The organism is Pseudoalteromonas sp. SS15 (assembly GCF_049257195.1).
Lineage (GTDB): Bacteria > Pseudomonadota > Gammaproteobacteria > Enterobacterales > Alteromonadaceae > Pseudoalteromonas.
This window is the reverse complement of the sequence record NZ_JBMMUD010000001.1, coordinates 305348-324690: the sequence shown is the minus strand read 5'-3', so window position 1 is coordinate 324690 and position 19343 is coordinate 305348. Positions and strand designations below refer to the sequence as shown.

Below are 19343 nucleotides of genomic sequence, written 5' to 3'. Positions count from 1 at the left end.
GCCTATTTTATAGTAACTATCACAAATGCAAAATTGGCATATTAAAAAAACTAGAACTTTTACGAAAAAAAGCAGCATGGTAAACCACACTGCTTTTAAACTTTAAATAATCAGCTTATATTAAAGGTAAGTGATGTCACCAATATTTAAGCTTTCAAGTTGAGACTTAATTTTCGCAACATCGCCAACAATAACCCAAGTTAGTTGATTCGGGTTGATTAAGCCTTTCGCTTCGTTGTGGATATCTTTAAGTTCAAGCGACTTTACTTTTTCGCCGTATTGCTCAAGGTATTCAATTGTACGACCTTTGCTGTAAGCATCTGCCAATGCATTACGAAGACTACGTTTTTTCTCGTAACTGCCTGGGATCTTAGCAACCTTGTTAGACACAACTTTGTCTAGTTCAGCTTCTTTTGCTAAATCAGACTTAATGTAACCGTTAAGCTCTTTCAAGATTTCTTGGATAGAATCTTTCGTTTTATCAGTCTGAACAGGAGCATACACGATAAATGGAGATTGAGCTTGTGCATTCATAAGCATGCTACGAGCACCGTATGACCAACCTTTGTCTTCACGTAGGTTCATATTGATACGTGACGTAAATGTACCACCTAAAATTGCGTTCATAACATCAAGTTTAATGTCTTGACCTGGTTTTAGGTTGTCGCGTGACTCGCCAAGTAGGCCTGCAATAATCAATGATTGCGGTGCTTCTGGCTTATCAAGTACAAAGATTTGTGCTTTTTCAGGTGCAGCAACTTGTTTGAATTGTTTCACAGGTTTTGCCGTATTAGGTGCTTTCCATTGGCCTAGTTGCGATTCAAGAGAAGCTGTTAAAGTATCTAGATCAATATCACCAACCACTACCATGCGTGCGTTGTCAGGGCGTAGCCACTTTCTCAAATGCGCTTCGATATCGGCTTTAGTGATTGCTTTAACGTCTTCTTCAGTACCTGAACCTGTAAGAGGTTGCGCGTATGGATGACCTTCACCATAAAGTAGTGGTGGAAGAATACGGTAAGCGTTTGTCTGCGGGCGAGCTTGTTCTTGCTTAATGCCATCTAGCACTAATTTTCTTACACGCTCAATATCAGCGTCTTTTAATGCAGGGTTTTGTAAGATATCTGCGAACAGTGAAATACTCTTTTCCCAGTTAACAGAAAGTGTGCTTAAGGTCATAGATGAAGTATCTAAGCTTGCCCATGCACCTACTGACGCGCCAATCTTTTCTAGCTCAGCTGCTAATTGCAACGCATCTAAACTAGTCGTACCTTCATCTAGCATTGACATAGAGAAGTTAGCTAAACCAGATTTAGCTTCAATGTCTGTCGCGAAACCAGAATCAAACTGTAAGCTAAGTTCAACAGTCGGTGTATCTGAACGTTTTGCTAAGACAACTTCAAGACCATTACTTAGTGTTGTAGTTTGCACTTCTGGTAAATCTAGTTTGGGTAGTGAATCAACACTTGGTACCTTTGAACGATCAGCGCCTTTTTCGTTAGCTGAATACTTTTCAAAAGGATTAATTGTTAAGATAAACTCACCATCAGTAAGCCATTTTTCAGCTGCTCGTTGTACATCTGAAACAGTAGCGTTAGCCTGAATTTCTTGTGATTTTTTATAAAAGCCAGGGTCATTATGATAGATAGCACCTGATGCTAAAACATCAGATTTACCACCGAAACCGCCTACACCTTCAACTCGCTTGATCCAACCAGAAGCATTTGCAAATTTAATGCGGTTAAGCTCCTCAGCTGTTGGGCCTTCAGCGATTAAACGATTTAGTTCTTCATCAATGATGGCTTCAATCTCTGGTAGTTTGCTCTTATCTAACGCGTCTGCACCAAGAATAATCTGACCGGCTAGTACGCGCTGGAAATTAAATGCAAATACGCTAGATGCAAGTTGTTCTTGATAAACTAAGCGTTGATAAAGGCGGCTGTTTTTACCAGAAGCAAGTACGTCAGCAAATAGTGATAGATATTCCGAGTCGGCAGTACCAAGCTCAGCCGTGTTCCATACTTTTAGAACACGTGACGCAGGAACGCGGTCTTGCATCACCATACGCTTTTCGCCACTTCGCTTAGCAACCCATGCTTCCATTTGCGCTACTGGCTTACCTGGTTTGATGTCACCAAAGTATTTGTTTGCTTTTTCTTTTGCCGTTTCAACGTCAATGTCACCTGCTAGCACTAATACAGCATTATTAGGGCCGTAGTAGTCTTTAAACCATTGATGCACGTCATCTAGTGATGCAGCATTAAGATCATCCATTGAACCAATTACTGTCCACGAGTAAGGGTGACCTTTAGGGAAAGTATTAACTGTAATTGCTTCCCACATTTTACCGTACGGCTGACCTTCACTTTGACGTTTTTCGTTTTGTACAACGCCACGTTGTTCGTCTAACTTTTCTTGTGTGATTGCGCCTAGTAAGTGACCCATACGGTCCGATTCCATCCACAGCGCCATATCTAGCGCGGTAGTTGGTACGTTTTGGAAATAGTTAGTACGGTCGCTGTTTGTGGTACCGTTCATTTCAGTCGCACCAGCTCTTTCAAAGGGACCAAAGTATTCATCATCATAGTTTTCAGAACCATTGAACATTAAATGTTCGAATAGGTGAGCAAAACCAGACTTGCCTTCTGGCTCATGCTTTGAGCCAACGTTGTACCACACGTTAACAGCAACGATTGGAGCTTTACGATCAGTATGAACAACAACTTTTAAACCATTTTCTAAAGTAAAAGTATCGTAAGCAATATCGATACTTGGTAAGGCTTGTGTTGAACTTGCCACGACTGAGTTTTGAGAAGAAGAGTTGGTTGTTGAGTTACAACCTGTCAAGGCAAGACTTACAGCTAAAGCCAATGCAGATAACGCAGTTTTTTTCATTTTTATACGTCCATATTGTTTATTATCGGTACATAGTTTAACACTTAAATTGAAACAAATAATTTAAGTTTGTAACTAAATGTAGCAAGTTATAGACGAAAAAAAACCCCTCGATTGAGGGGTTTTGGGTAACTCAGTGCATTAGCACTGGGAATGAGGTCGGTACATTCGTGTTGTTATTGTCGACACTGAATTAGAACTGCATTTCAGGGATATCGCCATCTACGATTAGCTTACCCGCTGTTTTGCTTATAATTTCATCAACAGTAACACCCGGCGCGCGTTCTAGCAAATAAAATGCGCCATCTTTAACTTCTAATACGGCTAGGTCAGTTACGATTTTCTTAACGCAATTAACGCCTGTTAAAGGTAGCGAGCATTTCTCTAATAATTTAGAGTCGCCATGTTTACTAGCATGGGTCATAGTAACGATGATGTTTTGTGCGCCGGCAACTAAATCCATCGCGCCACCCATGCCTTTGATTAATTTTTTCGGGATCATCCAAGAAGCGATATTACCTTCTTGGTCAACTTCAAATGCACCTAGAACCGTTAAGTCTACATGACCACCACGGATCATGGCAAAGCTTTCGGCACTATTAAAAATAGCGGCACCTGTCGCAGCTGTCACGGTTTCTTTACCCGCGTTGATCATATCTGCATCAACTTGCTCTTCAGTCGGGTATGGACCCATGCCTAATAAGCCATTTTCTGATTGCAGCATAACTTCAATGCCATCAGGTACATAGTTAGCCACTAGGGTAGGAATACCGATACCTAAATTGACGTAATAACCGTCTTGAAGTTCTTGCGCAACACGCATTGCAACTTGTTCACGAGATAAAGCCATTATTATGCTCCTTACTTACTGGTTGTAACGCGTTCGATGCGTTTTTCAAAGTCGCCTTTGATAACACGGTTTACATAAATGCCAGGTGTGTGAATTTGACTTGGTTCAAGTTCACCCGGCTCAACGATTTCTTCAACTTCAGCAACGGTAATTTTGCCCGCCGTTGCAGCCATAGGGTTGAAGTTCATTGCCGTATGGCGGAACACAAGGTTACCGTAACGGTCTGCTTTCCATGCTTTTACAATGGCAAATTCACCAGTGATTGATTCTTCAAGAATATAAGGGCGGCCGTTGAACTCTTTAACTTCTTTACCTTCAGCAATCGGTGTACCGTAACCTGTTGCAGTATAGAAACCAGGAATACCTGCACCACCGGCACGCATTTTCTCAGCCAATGTACCTTGTGGAGTTAACTCAACATCGATGATGCCGTCTAGTAATTGCTGCTCGAAAAGGGCATTCTCACCAACATAAGAGGCGATGATTTTTTTGATCTGACGGTCTTGTAATAAAATACCTAAACCAAAGTCATCAACACCACAGTTGTTAGAGACAACAGTCAGCTCTTTGGTTTGTAGACGTTTAATTTCTGCAATTAAACCTTCAGGGATCCCACATAAACCAAAACCACCGGCGATGATGGTGTCACCATCTTTTAAACCCGCCATTGCTTCGGCGTAGCTATTCACTACTTTATCAAAACCGGCCATAAGACCACTCCTAACTTTTGTTTGTCAAAAGAGCGCAAGCATTATACTCACGCCACTATCATTGTTATTGTTCGCACTTCGCACGTAATGCTAAAGAAACTTTGCTGGCAGGGGGCTTATTTAAGGCATCACAGATAGCCCAACCTGCTTTGGCAAGCCTTTCTAAATCAATTTGAGTACTTATGCCAAGCCCTTCAAGTAAGTAAATTACATCCTCAGTGGCAACATTTCCTGACGCACCTTGTGCATAAGGGCAACCACCCAGGCCTGCAACGGCACTGTCAATGGTACTAATACCCATTTCAAGCGCCGTGTGGATATTAGCAATAGCTTGGCCGTAGGTATCGTGAAAGTGTACAGCTAGCTTGTCTAAAGGCAGTTCTTTAGTAAGCAAATCAAGTAGTTTTTTCACTTTACTCGGTGTGCCAACGCCAATGGTGTCGCCTAGGCTTATTTCATAACAGCCAAGAGCCAACAATTGTTTACACACATCAAGTACTGCTTCGGGTTGAACATCGCCTTGATAAGGGCAGCCAACCACACAACTGACATAGCCGCGAACTTTAACGTTATGCAGCTGAGCTAGCTCAACCAAAGGTTTAAAGCGCTCAATACTTTCTTCAATAGTGCAATTAATGTTCTTTTGAGTAAACGCTTCGCTGGCCGCGGTAAAAATAGCGAACTCTTTAATGCCGCAATCAAGGGCGGCTTCTGCGCCTTTTAAGTTTGGCGTGAGCGCTGAAAGCTGCGCGTTTTCGTTAACAGATAAACCTTTTATAACTTCAGCCGAATCTGCCATTTGTGGCACCCACTTAGGCGAAACAAACGCACCAGCCTCAAGATGAATAACACCCGCTTCAGATAACCCATTTAACAGGGCTATCTTTTGCTCAGTGGTGACTTTGCTTTCATTTTGTAAGCCATCACGGGCACCCACTTCAACGATTTTGACTTGAGTTGGATACGCCATGTTATGCCTCCGTCGCTTCAACGATGGCGAGTAGGGCACCGTGGCTTACTAATTCACCTTCAGCAAAGCAATAGCTGGTTAGTGTGCCTGCAAATGGGGCGTTAAGCGTATATTCCATTTTCATGGCTTCAATAACCACGACTGCATCACCTTTAGCGACTTCTGCCCCCACTTCAACAAGATGTTTAACAACCGTACCGTTTAGCGGCGCAGCTAATGGCGCTTCTTCATGTTCATGCTGGCTAATATAGTGTTTAGAGCGTAAATCAAAGGTGCGCACAAAGGCGCTGAACATCACCGTCACTTGCTCGTCATTGACCAATGCACTTGCTTTGTAAATGCGACCATCAAGGTTGACAGTAAGTGACTCACCGTTAAGAGTTGCTGAAACTGTGTGTTCGTTACCATCTAGAGTTAATTTAAAGCCATTGTCTTCAACAAGCGCTTTAATGTTTAAACCATCAAACGGCACAACCACAGAAGCAGCTTGGTTTAGCTTAAAGCCAAGGGCACTTTGCCAAGGTGATTTAGCTGCAGCAAAGTTCGCTTGGTTTTGTTTATTTGCTAAGTAGGCAGCAACTGCAATCACTGAGATCATTTCTTCAGGTGCGTGCTCAACAGTTAATACTTCGGTTTGTGTATCTATAAAGTGGGTATCTGGCGCGCCTGCAGCAAATGTATCGTGTCCTGACAGATGATGTAAAAACGCAATGTTGGATTTAACACCCGATAAATGCACTTCTTCTAATGCGTGGTGCAGCTTAAGTAGAGCAGTTTTACGATCTGCGCCATGCACAATTAACTTGGCGATCATAGGGTCGTAGAATGGGCTGATCTCTGCACCTGCTTGCACACCCGTATCAACACGCACGCCTTGGCTTTCAGCAGGGAAAGATAAGTGCGTCAGTGTGCCTGAGTATGGCATAAAGTTTTCAGTCGGGTCTTCGGCGTAAATACGCGCTTCAAAACTATGGCCCGATAAACTAACTTGAGCTTGTTTAAGAGGGAGTACCTCACCACTTGCGACACGAATTTGCCATTCAACAAGGTCAAGGCCAGTGACCATTTCAGTAACTGGATGCTCTACTTGCAGGCGGGTGTTCATTTCCATAAAGAAGAATTCGTCACCGCACAGAAGAAACTCAACCGTACCTGCACCGCGATAGTTAATCGCCTGAGCACAACGTACCGCGGCTTCACCCATCTCGCGGCGAAGCTCGTCAGATAAACCCGGGGCAGGGGCTTCTTCAATGACTTTTTGGTGACGGCGTTGTAAAGAGCAATCTCGGTCGCCTAAATAAACACAGTTACCATGCATATCTGCAAATACTTGTACTTCAACGTGACGCGGTGTATCCACGTAGCGCTCAAGTAGAACTAGGTCGTTACCGAATCCTGCAAGTGCTTCACGTTTTGCGCCTTCTAACGCGCTCACAAACTCTGACGCTTCACGTACAACACGCATGCCTTTACCACCACCGCCAAATGCAGCTTTGATAAGTACCGGATAGCCAATTTTTTCGGCTTCTGCTGTTAAAAAGTCGACATCTTGGTTTTGACCATAGTAACCAGGCACAAGCGGTACATTCGCTTCAGCCATGATCTCTTTAGCACGAGTTTTTGAACCCATAGCTTCAATGGAGCTTGCAAGTGGCCCTAAAAAAGCAATACCTGAGTCTTCACACTTTTGCGCAAAAACATCGTTTTCAGATAAAAAGCCATAGCCCGGGTGAATACAATCAGCACTAGCCAGCTTGGCGACTTCTAGTACTCTATCAGCAACTAGGTAAGAATCTTTACTTGGTGCAGGGCCAATATGGTAGGCTTCATCAGCTTCCTTCACATGCAGGGCATTGGCATCGGCATCTGAATAAACGGCAACAGTACGCAAACCTAAGCGCTTAGCTGTTTTCATAACGCGGCAGGCAATCTCACCACGGTTCGCAATTAGAATTTTCTTTAACATAGTCATGACCTTATTGCTTAGCGGCGGTTTGCCAATTTGGCGCTCGTTTGTCGAAAAATGCAGATAGGCCTTCTTGGCCTTCTTCGCTTACTCTGATTTCTGCAATGCGTTTTGCCGTATGAAGAATTAACTCAGCGTCTATGTCTTGATTAGCCACTTCATTAATTAATGACTTTGCTGATTTAACAGCAGCAGGGCCGTTGTTAAGTAATAGTTCAACAAACTGGTCTTGTGCAGCAGCTAGATCATCATTAATCTCATGAACTAAGCCCATATCTAGTGCTTTTTCAGCCATAAACACTTCGGCTGTTAAAAAGTAGCGACGCGCTTGGCGCTCACCAATTGCTTTAATGACATATGGGCTAATAACCGCAGGAATAAGACCTAATTTAACTTCACTTAAACAGAATTTAGCGTTGCCAGTAGCAACTGCGATGTCACAACAGGCGATTAAACCCAGTGCACCACCAAATGCGGCACCTTGTACCAAACACAATGTTGGGTGAGGGCTGGTAGCCAGTACATGCATTAACTTTGCAAGTTGCTCTGAATCTGCGACGTTTTCATCGTAATTATTCCCGGCCATTGATTTCATCCAACCAAGGTCAGCACCTGCAGAAAAGTGCTTGCCTTCGGTTTTTAAAACCAAAGCGCGGATATCAAGACCATTTGCATGCTCAATACATTGGATCAACTCGTTGATCACGTGTGAGTCAAAGGCGTTATGTTTTTCAGGGCGACTTAGTTCTAAAATCGCCACTTTTGTTTTTGTTATGTTTAAAGTGACCGACATAGTGCGCTCCTTACATTCTGAAAATGCCAAACTTAGATTCTTGCTTAGGCGCGTTAGCTGCAGCTTCAAGTGCAAGACCTAAAACAGTACGAGTATCTGCTGGGTCAATGATACCGTCGTCCCATAAACGGGCGCTTGCGTAGTACGGGTGACCTTGCTCTTCGTATTGCGCAACAATTGGCTTTTTGAATTCAGCAACTTCTTCGTCAGTCATGCTTAAACCTTTGCGTGCAAGACCATCTTGACGCACTTGCGTAAGTACACCTGCAGCTTGTTCGCCGCCCATCACCGAAATACGCGCGTTTGGCCACATCCACATCATGGTAGGCTCGTAAGCGCGACCACACATACCATAGTTACCTGCGCCGTATGAGCCACCAATTAATACTGTAAACTTAGGCACATCAGCACAAGATACAGCAGTTACCATTTTGGCACCGTGTTTGGCGATACCTTCAGCTTCGTATTTTTGACCAACCATAAAACCAGTGATGTTTTGTAAAAACAGCAAAGGAATGTCGCGCTGAGCACACAACTGAATAAAGTGTGCGCCTTTTTGTGCCGACTCTGAGAATAAGATACCGTTGTTGGCAACAATCCCTACTGGGTGACCGTAGATTTCAGCAAAGCCAGTAACAAGGGTTTCACCAAAGTAGCGTTTGAATTCATCAAATTGCGAATCGTCCACAATACGTGCAATTACTTCACGTACATCAAATGGCTTTTTCAGATCTGTACCGACAATGCCATACACTTCACGAATATCGTAACGTGGTGGTTTTATGTCTTTAAGTATTGGCGCAGTAGGGCGCTGATGGTTTAAACGGGCAACACATTGACGGGCAATCGATAGCGCATGTTCGTCGTTTTCTGCGTAGTGATCGGCAACACCTGACGTTTTACAGTGCACATCTGCACCGCCTAAGTCTTCTGCAGAGACTTCTTCACCCGTTGCAGCTTTAACCAATGGTGGGCCAGCTAAGAAGATCGTGCCTTGCTCTTTTACGATGATACTTTCATCGGCCATTGCAGGTACATACGCACCACCTGCGGTACATAGACCCATTACCACAGCAATTTGCGGAATGCCTTTAGCTGACATACGTGCTTGGTTGTAAAAAATACGGCCGAAATGCAGTTTGTCAGGGAATACTTCGTCTTGTTCAGGTAAGTTTGCGCCGCCCGAATCAACTAAATAAATACAAGGTAGATGACAACGCTCTGCGATTTCTTGAGCACGTAAATGTTTTTTAACAGTCAGTGGGAAGTAAGTGCCGCCTTTTACGGTTGCATCGTTACCGACAATCATACATTCAACGCCTTGAACTCGGCCGATACCCGCAACCACACCAGCACAAGGTATGTCTTGCTCGTATACGCCAAACGCAGCAAATTGAGAGATTTCTAAAAAAGGAGAACCTTCATCAAGAAGGGTATTGATACGGTCACGAACAAACATTTTTCCGCGACTTTCATGACGAGCGATAAGTGCTTCACCACCGCCTTGTGCAAGTTGAGCAACTTTGTCGTTTAAATCTGCAACCAGTGAAGCCATAGCTTCACTGTTTGCTTTAAACTGACTGTCATGCACATTAATAGATGAGTTTAAAACAGTCATGGTGTGTCCTTAACGGCTTTCAGTGAATAGTTCACGACCAATTAGCATACGACGAATTTCAGACGTACCCGCACCAATCTCATAAAGTTTGGCATCACGTAATAAACGGCCTGTGGCGTATTCGTTGATGTAACCATTACCACCTAATATTTGAATGGCATCTAGTGCAAGCTTTGTTGCTAGCTCCGCAGCATATAAAATGGCACCTGCAGCATCTTTACGCGTTGTTTCACCACGGTCACAAGCTTTTGCTACCGTGTATACGTATGAACGCGCTGCATTCATTTGCGTATACATGTCAGCAACTTTGCCTTGAATTAATTGGAACTCACCAATTGATTTGTTGAACTGTTTACGCTCGTGAATATAAGGCACAACAATGTCCATACACGCTTGCATAATACCCAGTGGGCCACCTGCAAGCACAACACGCTCATAATCAAGACCACTCATTAGCACCTTAACGCCTTCGTTTAGGGTGCCTAGAATGTTTTCTTCTGGTACTTCACAATCTTCAAAAACCAGTTCACAGGTGTTTGAGCCGCGCATACCTAATTTATCTAGCTTTTGTGCGGTAGAAAAACCAGGGAAGTTCTTCTCAATAATGAAGGCTGTGATCCCTTTAGAGCCGGCTTCTAAGTCAGTCTTTGCATAAACGACTAAGACATCTGCGTCTGGGCCGTTAGTGATCCACATTTTATTGCCGTTCAGAATGTACTTATCGCCTTTCTTTTCAGCTTTTAGCTTCATAGAAACAACATCGGAACCCGCATTTGGTTCACTCATAGCAAGTGCGCCAATGTGTTCGCCGCTAATTAGCTTAGGCAAATATTTTTGTTTTTGCGCGTCGTTACCGTTGCGGTTAATTTGGTTTACACACAGGTTAGAGTGAGCGCCATAGCTTAAACCGATAGAGGCACTTGCACGGCTGATTTCTTCAATCGCAATAACGTGCTCTAGGTAGCCCATATTTGCACCACCAAACTCTTCAGGTACGGTAATACCTAATAAGCCCATCTCCCCGAATTGTGGCCAAAGTTGATTTGGGAATGCATTGTCTAAATCAGTTTTCTCAGCAAGTGGTGCAATTTCAGCACTTGCAAAGCTATTCACATGATCACGGATCATGTCAGCTGTTTCACCTAATCCAAAGTTTAATTCTTTATATAAAGATACAGTGCTCATCTTGGTTATCCTGTGTGAGAGTTATTATAAATTTAATTAGTCTTCGTGCTCATCAAGCTCTTTAAGGGTGTCGCGACAACGACGCTCTGCGGTAACGAGTTCCATCAAAACCACTTTAATGTCATCCATTTGTTGACTTAAATCAGCTTTCTTTTCTTCTATTAGCGCCAACATAGTGGTGAGCTGTTTCGCACTTGATTTATCGGCATCGTATAGTTCAAACAATCTGCCTGTTTCAGCCAGAGTGAAGCCTAAACGCTTGCCGCGTAAGATAAGTTTTAGACGTACTTTGTCTCGTTTTGAATAAATGCGGGTTTGACCATTTCGCTCTGGCGAAATTAATCCCTGATCTTCATAAAAACGAATAGAACGGGTGGTAATGTCAAATTCCTTAGCCAATTCGCTAATAGAGAAGGTTGGTTCGTTAAGGTTATCTTGCATAATTGTTTAACACTTACTTCAAAACAGATTAGACCAATATAAGTGAAGTTTACGTAAAGGTAAAGTTGCGTTTTGGGGAATGTATTATTGAGTGTTAACAAAAAGTGTGAATATTAAATGCAGTTCTAACTAAAAAAACCGCCTTTTCGCAGTTTCTAGCAGTATTGGCAAGGAAAACGTGCAACTTAAGTTTACAGTTTAAGTCAACGCAATTAACTTGATTTTAGATTTACGTTGGCGTAAACGTAAATATTAGGTATGCTCAAATCATCATTTTGAAACAAACAAGCAAGAAGCTTGTGAACAGGAGTTTAACATGAGTAACGAAGCAGTTGTAATCGTAGCAGCAAAACGTACACCTATGGGTGGCTTTATGGGTGCACTTTCAGGCGCAAGCGCAACAGAGCTTGGCGCAACTGCAATCAAAAGCGTTATGAGCGAAACAGGGCTTACTGACGCATCAATTGATGAAGTGATCATGGGTTGTGTATTACCTGCAGGTCTTGGTCAAGCACCAGCACGTCAAGCTATGCTTCATGCAGGTTTAGCGCGTTCAACTGGCGCAACAACGATTAACAAGGTTTGTGGCTCAGGTCTAAAAGCAGCCATGCTTGCTCACGACTTAATTAAAGCGGGCAGCATTTCATCTGCAATCGCAGGTGGCATGGAAAGTATGACTAATTCACCGTATTTCATTCCTAAAGCGCGTGGCGGTATGCGTATGGGTCATGGTGAGATCAAAGACCACATGATGGCCGATGGTCTTGAAGATGCATACGACAACAAAGCGATGGGCTGTTTTGCACAAGCAACTGCGGATGATTATGGCATTACGCGTGAAGAAATGGATGAGTTTGCGCTTAGCTCTTTAAGCAAAGCAAATGAAGCGATTGAAAACGGCAGCTTCAATAACGAAGTAGTCCCTCATGTTTTAAAAACGCGTAAAGGCGACGTTGAAGTAGCCATTGACGAACAACCGGGTAATGCGCGTCCTGATAAAATTCCAGGTCTTCGTCCAGCATTCAAAAAAGACGGCACGATTACCGCAGCTAACTCTTCTTCGATCTCAGATGGTGCAGCTGCATTGATTCTAATGAGCGAATCAGAAGCGAAGAAGCAAGGCTTAACACCACTTTGTAAAGTGGTTGCTCACGCGACTCACTCACAAGCGCCAGCAGAATTCACGGTTGCACCAGTTGGTGCAATGAACACGCTACTTGAAAAAGCGGGTTGGGACAAAGCTGACGTAGATTTATGGGAAATCAATGAAGCATTTGCCATGGTGACTATGCTAGCAATTAAAGAGTTAGGTCTTGAGCAAAGCAAAGTTAACGTTAATGGTGGTGCATGTGCACTTGGTCACCCAATCGGTGCAAGTGGTGCGCGTATCCTAGTTACTCTAATTCATGCCCTACGTAATCGCGGCCTTTCAAAAGGTGTTGCATCACTGTGTATCGGTGGTGGTGAAGCGGTTGCACTGGCAGTCGAAGTTTAATCACACCAAGTTGTAGGCACCGTATAAATAATATAACAGCGGTGCCTTTTTTCTATTTACCAGGGGAGGAGTGCAGATGCACCAAGTACCTTTATACATCAACGGCGAATTCACTCAATCATCATCAGAGCAATGGATTGATGTTGTTAATCCAGCAAACCAAGAAGTGCTTGCAAAAGTACCTTGTGCGACAGAGCAAGAAGTAAAAGCAGCGATTGATTCTGCACAAGAAGCATTTAAGACTTGGCGCAACGTGCCAGTACCAGAGCGTGCCCGTATCATGATGAAGTACGCGGCGCTTTTAAAAGAGCACCAAGAAGAAATCGCGACCATTATCTGTCATGAATTAGGTAAGACGTTCGAAGACGCAAAAGGCGATGTATGGCGTGGTATTGAAGTGGTTGAACAAGCTGCAAATGCCCCTGCAATGATGATGGGTGAAACTGTTGAAAACGTTGCCCGCAACATTGATACGTATTCTTACACGCAGCCTCTAGGTGTGTGTGCTGGTATTACCCCATTTAACTTCCCGGCTATGATCCCACTTTGGATGTTCCCAATGGCGATTGTATGCGGTAACACTTTTGTACTTAAGCCTTCTGAGCAAGATCCACTTACGCCAATGCGTTTAGTTGAACTATTCGAAGAAGCGGGTGCACCAAAAGGCGTACTACAAGTTGTACATGGTACAAAAGACCAAGTTGACCAAATTCTAGAAGCACCAGAAATCAAAGCGGTGTCTTTTGTTGGCTCTTGTAATGTCGGTCATTACATTTACAGCAAAGGCACACAGCACAAAAAACGCGTTCAAGCCTGCGTTGGTGCGAAAAACCACATGGTGATCATGCCTGATGCGTCAAAAGCGCAAACAGTGAATAACCTAGTTGGTGCGTCAGTGGGTGCTGGTGGCCAGCGTTGTATGGGCATTTCTGTGGCGGTATTTGTTGGCTCATCTAAAGAGTGGGTAGAAGACATTAAAAAAGGTTTCGAAGGCGTACGTCCAGGTCTTTGGAACGACCCTGAAGCGGCTTATGGCCCGCAAACAACACCACAAGCAAAACAGCGTATTCTTTCACTCATTCAAAGCGGTAAAGATCAAGGCGCAACCTGTTTAGTTGATGGTTCAGATTATACCGTTGAAGGTTATGAAGCAGGTAACTGGGTAGGCCCGACGCTATTTACTGATGTGACTGAAGAGATGGAAATCTACAAAGAAGAAATCTTTGGTCCAGTTTTAAGCTGTGTATTTGTAGATACGCTTGACGAAGCAATCGCGCTAATTAACCGCAACCCATACGGTAACGGTACGTCTTTATTTACAGCAAGTGGTGCAGCCGCGCGTAAATTCCAACAGCAAATCGAAGTAGGTCAAGTGGGTATTAATATTCCAATTCCTGTGCCACTGCCTTTCTTCTCGTTCACAGGTTGGAAAAACTCTTTCTACGGTGACCAGCATACCTACGGTAAGCAAGGTGTGCGTTTCTACACAGAAACGAAAACAGTGACTTCACGTTGGTTTGATGATGAGGTCGTGACTGGCCCGAATATGAGCATCAACCTACGTTAATCCTTTCTTTTTAATTTTTATAATAACAATGTGAGCCGACATGAACGGCTCACCTTTGACAACAAGAGGTCTTTTATGGACTTTAATCTAAATGAAGATCAACAGGCATTTGCCGAAACAGCATATCAATTCGCGATGAGTGAACTAGCGCCGAACGCTGCGCTGTGGGACCGCGAACATATTTTCCCTAAAGACGTGATTAAAAAAGCCGGTGAACTAGGCTTTTGTGGTTTATACACGCCAGAAGAGGCAGGTGGCCTTGGTTTATCACGTTTAGATTCAAGCATTATTTTTGAACAGCTTGCTATGGGCTGCACAGCAACAACCGCCATGTTAACTATCCACAACATGGCAACTTGGATGATCGCAAGCTTTGGTACAGATGCAGTTAAAGAGCAATACATCGAGCAATTAGTGATGGGTGAATTGTTAGCGTCTTACTGTTTAACTGAGCCAGGCTCAGGCTCTGATGCCGCGTCACTTAAAACTAAAGCTGATAAAGATGGCGACGGCTACGTATTAAACGGCTCGAAAATGTTTATCTCGGGTGCCGGTGAAACTGACGTACTTGTGGTAATGGCACGTACTGGTGAAGCGGGCCCTAAAGGCATTTCTGCGTTTGTTGTACCAGCGGATGCTGAAGGTATTTCATACGGTAAAGCTGAAGAAAAAATGGGTTGGAATGCACAACCTACACGTCTTGTAACTCTTGAAAATGTGCGCATTCCTGCTGCAAACCTAATGGGTGCAGAGGGCGAAGGCTTTAAGTTTGCGATGCAAGGTCTGGACGGTGGTCGTATTAACATCGCAACATGTTCAATCGGTACTGCGCAGCAAGCGCTTAACACAGCAAAGCAATATATGACTGAGCGTGAACAGTTCGGTAAACCCCTTGCGGCATTCCAAGCACTACAGTTCAAGATCGCAGACATGAACACTGAGCTTGTAGCTGCGCGTCAAATGGTTCGCCTTGCGGCATTTAAACTAGATACCAATGACAGCGAAAAAACCACTTACTGTGCAATGGCTAAACGCTTTGCAACAGATGTTGGTTTCAAAGTGTGTGATGACGCATTACAAATTCATGGTGGTTACGGTTACATCAAAGAATATCCGCTCGAGCGTCATGTTCGTGATGTACGTGTTCACCAAATTCTTGAAGGCACCAATGAGATCATGCGCGTGATCATCGGTCGTCGTATTTTAGCTGAAGGCGCGCCAAGCGTATTGTAATAAGGAAACCAAAATGACTGCACAACTTAAATTAGAAAAGCAGGGTAACATCGCGGTAGTAACAATGAGCAACCCGCCTGCGAATACATGGACGCGCGATACCTTGGTAGGTTTAAAGAACCTTGTAATCGAGTTAAATCAAGATAAAGAAATTTACGCTTTAGTGATCACAGGTGAAGGCGAGAAATTCTTCTCAGCGGGTGCCGACTTGAACGTATTCGCAGACGGTGACAAAGGTGTTGCTGCTGACATGTCTCGTGTATTCGGTGAAGCGTTCGAAACGTTGAGCGATTTCAGAGGTGTTTCGATTGCGGCTATCAATGGTTTTGCTATGGGTGGTGGCCTTGAAGTTGCATTGGCTTGCGATATTCGTATTGCTGAAAGCCAAGCGCAAATGGCGTTACCAGAAGCTAAAGTGGGTTTATTACCTTGTGCTGGTGGTACGCAAAACCTATCGTGGCTTGTTGGTGAAGGTTGGGCTAAGCGCATGATTTTATGTGGCGAACGTCTAAAAGCTGACAAAGCACAACAAATTGGCCTAGTTGAAGAAGTCGTCGAAGCTGGTGAAGCCTTGAATGCGGCACTTGCTCTAGCTGAAAAAGTGGCAGATCAAAGCCCAGTTGCGGTGACGGCTTGTAAAGCGCTTATTCAAAAAGGTCGCACAGGCACAATCAACAGTGCACTTCCGCTAGAGCGTGAACTATTTGTCACCTTGTTTGATACGCAAGACCAAAAAGAAGGCGTGAATGCGTTCTTAGAAAAACGCAAACCAAACTGGGTGAACGGCTAATGGCAAAATTACAGTTATTAAACCAAGCAGATGCGCCAGTCGTATTTGAGTTGGCTGACTGTGATAATGGCAAAAAGGTGGCGTTTGCCACCTTAAATGTGCCAAAAGCACTGAATGCACTCAACTTGGATATGATCCGTTTGTTAGCCCCTCAGCTAACCGAATGGGCGAATGACGATGCCATCGCTTTGGTGGTTTTAAAAGGTCATGGTGAAAAAGCGTTTTGCGCTGGTGGCGATGTAGTCAGCTTATACAAAGCAATGGCTGAAAATGATGGTAATAGCCACATCGAAACCTTCTTCAGCGAAGAATATACACTTGATTATCAAATCCACACTTATGAAAAGCCTATCTTACTTTGGGGTAACGGCATCATCATGGGTGGTGGTTTAGGTCTAATGGCAGGTGCTAGTCACAGAGTTGTGACAGAAACAGCCCGTATTGCCATGCCTGAGATTACTATTGGTTTATACCCAGATGTCGGTGGCAGCTATTTCTTGAATAAGATGCCAGCGGGTGTGGGTTTATTCTTAGGTCTAACAGGCGCGTCAATCAATGCCAAAGACGCTCAATTTGTTGGTCTGGCAGATCATTTTGTCAATGCCGAACTTTACGGTGAGGTGTTAGCAAGCTTACTGGGTACAGATTGGAAACACAGCGCTGAGTATAATCATGGCTTACTCTCTGATGTGTTGCATTCACTACAAAACCAATCGAGTAACGAGCCAGCAAGTGAAATTGAACCGCTACAATCTGTTTTAGCAGAGCTTGAAACTAAAGACACCTTAGAGTCGCAAATCGATGCCATTTTGTCTCTTGATGCAACGGATAACAAATGGCTATCTCGCGCACAAAAATCACTGCAACATGGCTCACCATTAAGTGCAAAGCTTGTTAGCGAGCAATTGAAACGCGCAAAAGGTTTGAGCTTAGCAGATTGCTTTAGGTTAGAGCTAGGTATGTCGGTAGCTGCAGGTGAATTCGGTGAATTCCAAGAAGGTGTTCGTGCATTATTAATCGATAAAGATGGCGCACCGAACTGGCAGTTTGAAAATACACAAAGTGTGACAGATGAAGCGATTAACACTTTTTTTAAAGCGCGTTGGTCAGATCACCCACTTCAAGGTTGGTAAGGAATATAACAATGGCAAAAATTGGATTTATTGGTTTAGGTAATATGGGTGGTCCAATGGCCATCAACTTAGTTAAAGCGGGTCACGAAGTACGCGTTTTTGATTTAAGCCCAGACGCAATCGCAACTCTTGTAGAAGCCGGTGCAACTGCCGTAAACGCGGTAGAAGAAGTCTGCGAGAACGCTGATTTTGTTGTCAGCATGTTACCTGCGGGCAAGCATGTCAAAGCGATTTACACTGGCGAAAATGGCCTAGTTAACCATTTAAACAAAAGCACTTTAGTTATTGATTGCTCAACAATTGATGCAGAATCAGCACAATTTGTTGGCAAAGCACTTGGCGAAGCGGGTATTAAATTCGTAGATGCACCAGTCTCTGGTGGTGTTGCAGGTGCAGCAGCAGGCACGCTAACTTTTATTGTGGGTGGGTCAACGGCGTGTTTTGAATTAGCGAATACAATACTGCCTAACATGGGTAAAAATATTTATCATGCAGGTGACATTGGTGCAGGGCAAGTTGCGAAGATCTGTAACAATATGCTGTTAAGTATACTGATGGCAGGGACCAGTGAAGCGCTACAGATGGGTATAGACCATGGTCTAGATCCAAAAGTACTGAGTGAGATTATGCTTAACAGCTCAGGTCGTAACTGGACGTTAGAACTTTATAATCCTTGTCCAGATGTACTTGAGAATGTTCCGAGTTCAAATGGCTATAAGCCGGGCTTTATGGTGGACTTAATGGCCAAAGATTTAGGTTTAGCTCAGCAAGCTGCGCAACAAACTAACTCGGCAACACCTATGGGCGCATTGGCGAAAAACCTTTACAACCTGATGCAAAATCAAGGCAAAGGTGCCGAAGACTTTAGCGCAATCTTTAAACTTTATAGTGAAAAATAGACTGCATTATGGACATTAAAAATAAAACGGTTGTCATTACCGGTGGCGCGCAAGGCTTAGGTTTTGCGATGGCGACGCAAATGGCTGAACTAGGCGCTAACCTTGCTTTAATCGATATGCAAGATGAAGTATTAGCAGAGGCAAAAGCGGAATTGGTTAAGCTTGATGTGAAAGTTGAAACCTATGTGGCTAACGTCAGTGTTGAGGCTGACGTTGAAACGGTTTTCAACAATATTGTCAGTGACTTTGGTGCCGTACACGTACTTATTAATAACGCCGGCATTCTTCGCGATGGTCTGCTGTTAAAAGCAAAAGATGGCGTAGTGACTGCGAAAATGGAATTATCTCAATTCCAATCAGTTATTGACGTTAATCTCACTGGTGTTTTCTTATGTGGCCGAGAAGCGGCTGCAAAAATGGTCGAAAGCGGTGAAGGCGGTGTCATCATCAATATGTCAAGCGTTGCACGCGCGGGTAATATGGGCCAAACCAATTACGCTGCTGCTAAAGCAGGCGTGGTTGCCATGACAACGACATGGGCGAAAGAGCTAGGTCGTTTTGGTATTCGTGTTGGTGCAATTGCACCGGGTGTTATTCGTACTAAAATGACGGATGCGATGAAACCTGAAGCCAAAGAACGTTTGGTTAAGATGAAACCAGTCGGTCGCTTAGGCGAAGCAGAAGAAATTGCCCATACCGCAAAATACATCATTGAAAATGACTTTTTCACAGGTCGCGTCGTTGAAGTGGATGGCGGTATTCGACTTTAACGATTTATTCTTCCAAGGCTTTGCACCA

The 19343-nt window shown here is 43.8% G+C and carries 16 protein-coding genes; 7 read left to right on the top strand and 9 right to left on the bottom strand.

All coding sequences use genetic code 11. The features are described from left to right. Positions 1 to 120: 120 nt before the first annotated feature. The 9 genes from AAEU28_RS01380 to AAEU28_RS01340 all read right to left on the bottom strand — a co-directional run bounded on the left by AAEU28_RS01380 (position 121) and on the right by AAEU28_RS01340 (position 11428). Entirely contained in the window at positions 121 to 2895 is a 2775-nt protein-coding gene (locus AAEU28_RS01380) for a M16 family metallopeptidase (RefSeq protein WP_421962640.1), read from the bottom strand. A gap of 193 nt (positions 2896 to 3088) precedes the next feature. Beyond that, entirely contained in the window at positions 3089 to 3745 is a 657-nt protein-coding gene (locus AAEU28_RS01375) for a CoA transferase subunit B (RefSeq protein WP_349286577.1), read from the bottom strand. Positions 3746 to 3756: 11 nt separating this feature from the next. Then, positions 3757 to 4455 carry a CoA transferase subunit A gene (locus AAEU28_RS01370; protein WP_058029874.1) on the bottom strand — a complete coding sequence of 233 codons (699 nt, stop codon included), beginning with the start codon at positions 4453 to 4455 and terminating at the stop codon, positions 3757 to 3759. A gap of 64 nt (positions 4456 to 4519) precedes the next feature. After that, positions 4520 to 5425, bottom strand: a complete 906-nt coding sequence (locus AAEU28_RS01365; RefSeq protein ID WP_421962639.1) for a hydroxymethylglutaryl-CoA lyase — start codon at positions 5423 to 5425, stop codon at positions 4520 to 4522. A gap of 1 nt (position 5426) precedes the next feature. Beyond that, a complete protein-coding gene (locus AAEU28_RS01360; protein WP_421962638.1) occupies positions 5427 to 7391 on the bottom strand; it encodes an acetyl/propionyl/methylcrotonyl-CoA carboxylase subunit alpha in 1965 nt (654 codons plus the stop codon). Between the two features lie 10 nt (positions 7392 to 7401). Further along, entirely contained in the window at positions 7402 to 8184 is a 783-nt protein-coding gene (locus AAEU28_RS01355; RefSeq protein WP_421962637.1) for an enoyl-CoA hydratase-related protein, read from the bottom strand. Positions 8185 to 8194: 10 nt separating this feature from the next. Further along, positions 8195 to 9802 (bottom strand): carboxyl transferase domain-containing protein, encoded by a 1608-nt coding sequence (locus AAEU28_RS01350; RefSeq protein ID WP_349286581.1) that lies wholly within the window; start codon positions 9800 to 9802, stop codon positions 8195 to 8197. 9 nt (positions 9803 to 9811) lie between these two features. Next, complete coding sequence (locus AAEU28_RS01345) at positions 9812 to 10987, bottom strand: isovaleryl-CoA dehydrogenase (protein WP_058029869.1); 1176 nt, start codon at positions 10985 to 10987, stop codon at positions 9812 to 9814. A 36-nt stretch (positions 10988 to 11023) separates the two neighbouring features. Further along, positions 11024 to 11428, bottom strand: a complete 405-nt coding sequence (locus tag AAEU28_RS01340; RefSeq protein ID WP_058029868.1) for a MerR family transcriptional regulator — start codon at positions 11426 to 11428, stop codon at positions 11024 to 11026. 316 nt (positions 11429 to 11744) lie between these two features. On the opposite strand from AAEU28_RS01340, the gene AAEU28_RS01335 reads away from it, so the two are divergent. The 7 genes from AAEU28_RS01335 to AAEU28_RS01305 all read left to right on the top strand — a co-directional run bounded on the left by AAEU28_RS01335 (position 11745) and on the right by AAEU28_RS01305 (position 19315). Beyond that, positions 11745 to 12923, top strand: coding sequence for a thiolase family protein (locus AAEU28_RS01335; protein ID WP_421962636.1), 1179 nt, complete (start codon positions 11745 to 11747; stop codon positions 12921 to 12923). 76 nt (positions 12924 to 12999) lie between these two features. After that, positions 13000 to 14490, top strand: a complete 1491-nt coding sequence (locus tag AAEU28_RS01330) for a CoA-acylating methylmalonate-semialdehyde dehydrogenase (RefSeq protein ID WP_349286583.1) — start codon at positions 13000 to 13002, stop codon at positions 14488 to 14490. Between the two features lie 75 nt (positions 14491 to 14565). Further along, a complete protein-coding gene (locus AAEU28_RS01325) occupies positions 14566 to 15723 on the top strand; it encodes an acyl-CoA dehydrogenase family protein (RefSeq protein WP_421962635.1) in 1158 nt (385 codons plus the stop codon). 13 nt (positions 15724 to 15736) lie between these two features. After that, on the top strand, positions 15737 to 16513 hold the full coding sequence (locus AAEU28_RS01320) for an enoyl-CoA hydratase (RefSeq protein WP_421962634.1): 777 nt from the start codon (positions 15737 to 15739) through the stop codon (positions 16511 to 16513). After that, the gene (locus tag AAEU28_RS01315) at positions 16513 to 17646 is read left to right on the top strand and encodes an enoyl-CoA hydratase/isomerase family protein (RefSeq protein ID WP_421962633.1); all 1134 of its coding nucleotides are present in this window, start codon (positions 16513 to 16515) and stop codon (positions 17644 to 17646) included. Before AAEU28_RS01320 ends, AAEU28_RS01315 begins: the two co-directional genes overlap by 1 nt. Positions 17647 to 17657: 11 nt before the next feature. Continuing rightward, on the top strand, positions 17658 to 18545 hold the full coding sequence (gene mmsB, locus AAEU28_RS01310) for a 3-hydroxyisobutyrate dehydrogenase (protein ID WP_421962632.1): 888 nt from the start codon (positions 17658 to 17660) through the stop codon (positions 18543 to 18545). 8 nt (positions 18546 to 18553) lie between these two features. After that, positions 18554 to 19315 (top strand): SDR family oxidoreductase, encoded by a 762-nt coding sequence (locus AAEU28_RS01305; protein WP_421962631.1) that lies wholly within the window; start codon positions 18554 to 18556, stop codon positions 19313 to 19315. Positions 19316 to 19343: the final 28 nt, after the last annotated feature.

Excerpts from the sequence above, each read along its gene's own strand:
- AAEU28_RS01355 (WP_421962637.1), bottom strand. The coding sequence starts at position 8,184 with ATGTCGGTCACTTTAAACATAACAAAAACAAAAGTGGCGATTTTAGAA.
- AAEU28_RS01330 (WP_349286583.1), top strand. The coding sequence starts at position 13,000 with ATGCACCAAGTACCTTTATACATCAACGGCGAATTCACTCAATCATCA.
- AAEU28_RS01365 (WP_421962639.1), bottom strand. The coding sequence starts at position 5,425 with ATGGCGTATCCAACTCAAGTCAAAATCGTTGAAGTGGGTGCCCGTGAT.
- AAEU28_RS01325 (WP_421962635.1), top strand. The coding sequence starts at position 14,566 with ATGGACTTTAATCTAAATGAAGATCAACAGGCATTTGCCGAAACAGCA.
- AAEU28_RS01320 (WP_421962634.1), top strand. The coding sequence starts at position 15,737 with ATGACTGCACAACTTAAATTAGAAAAGCAGGGTAACATCGCGGTAGTA.
- AAEU28_RS01370 (WP_058029874.1), bottom strand. The coding sequence starts at position 4,455 with ATGGCCGGTTTTGATAAAGTAGTGAATAGCTACGCCGAAGCAATGGCG.
- AAEU28_RS01335 (WP_421962636.1), top strand. The coding sequence starts at position 11,745 with ATGAGTAACGAAGCAGTTGTAATCGTAGCAGCAAAACGTACACCTATG.
- AAEU28_RS01380 (WP_421962640.1), bottom strand. The coding sequence starts at position 2,895 with ATGAAAAAAACTGCGTTATCTGCATTGGCTTTAGCTGTAAGTCTTGCC.
- AAEU28_RS01305 (WP_421962631.1), top strand. The coding sequence starts at position 18,554 with ATGGACATTAAAAATAAAACGGTTGTCATTACCGGTGGCGCGCAAGGC.
- AAEU28_RS01315 (WP_421962633.1), top strand. The coding sequence starts at position 16,513 with ATGGCAAAATTACAGTTATTAAACCAAGCAGATGCGCCAGTCGTATTT.
- AAEU28_RS01360 (WP_421962638.1), bottom strand. The coding sequence starts at position 7,391 with ATGTTAAAGAAAATTCTAATTGCGAACCGTGGTGAGATTGCCTGCCGC.
- AAEU28_RS01340 (WP_058029868.1), bottom strand. The coding sequence starts at position 11,428 with ATGCAAGATAACCTTAACGAACCAACCTTCTCTATTAGCGAATTGGCT.
- AAEU28_RS01345 (WP_058029869.1), bottom strand. The coding sequence starts at position 10,987 with ATGAGCACTGTATCTTTATATAAAGAATTAAACTTTGGATTAGGTGAA.
- mmsB (WP_421962632.1), top strand. The coding sequence starts at position 17,658 with ATGGCAAAAATTGGATTTATTGGTTTAGGTAATATGGGTGGTCCAATG.
- AAEU28_RS01375 (WP_349286577.1), bottom strand. The coding sequence starts at position 3,745 with ATGGCTTTATCTCGTGAACAAGTTGCAATGCGTGTTGCGCAAGAACTT.
- AAEU28_RS01350 (WP_349286581.1), bottom strand. The coding sequence starts at position 9,802 with ATGACTGTTTTAAACTCATCTATTAATGTGCATGACAGTCAGTTTAAA.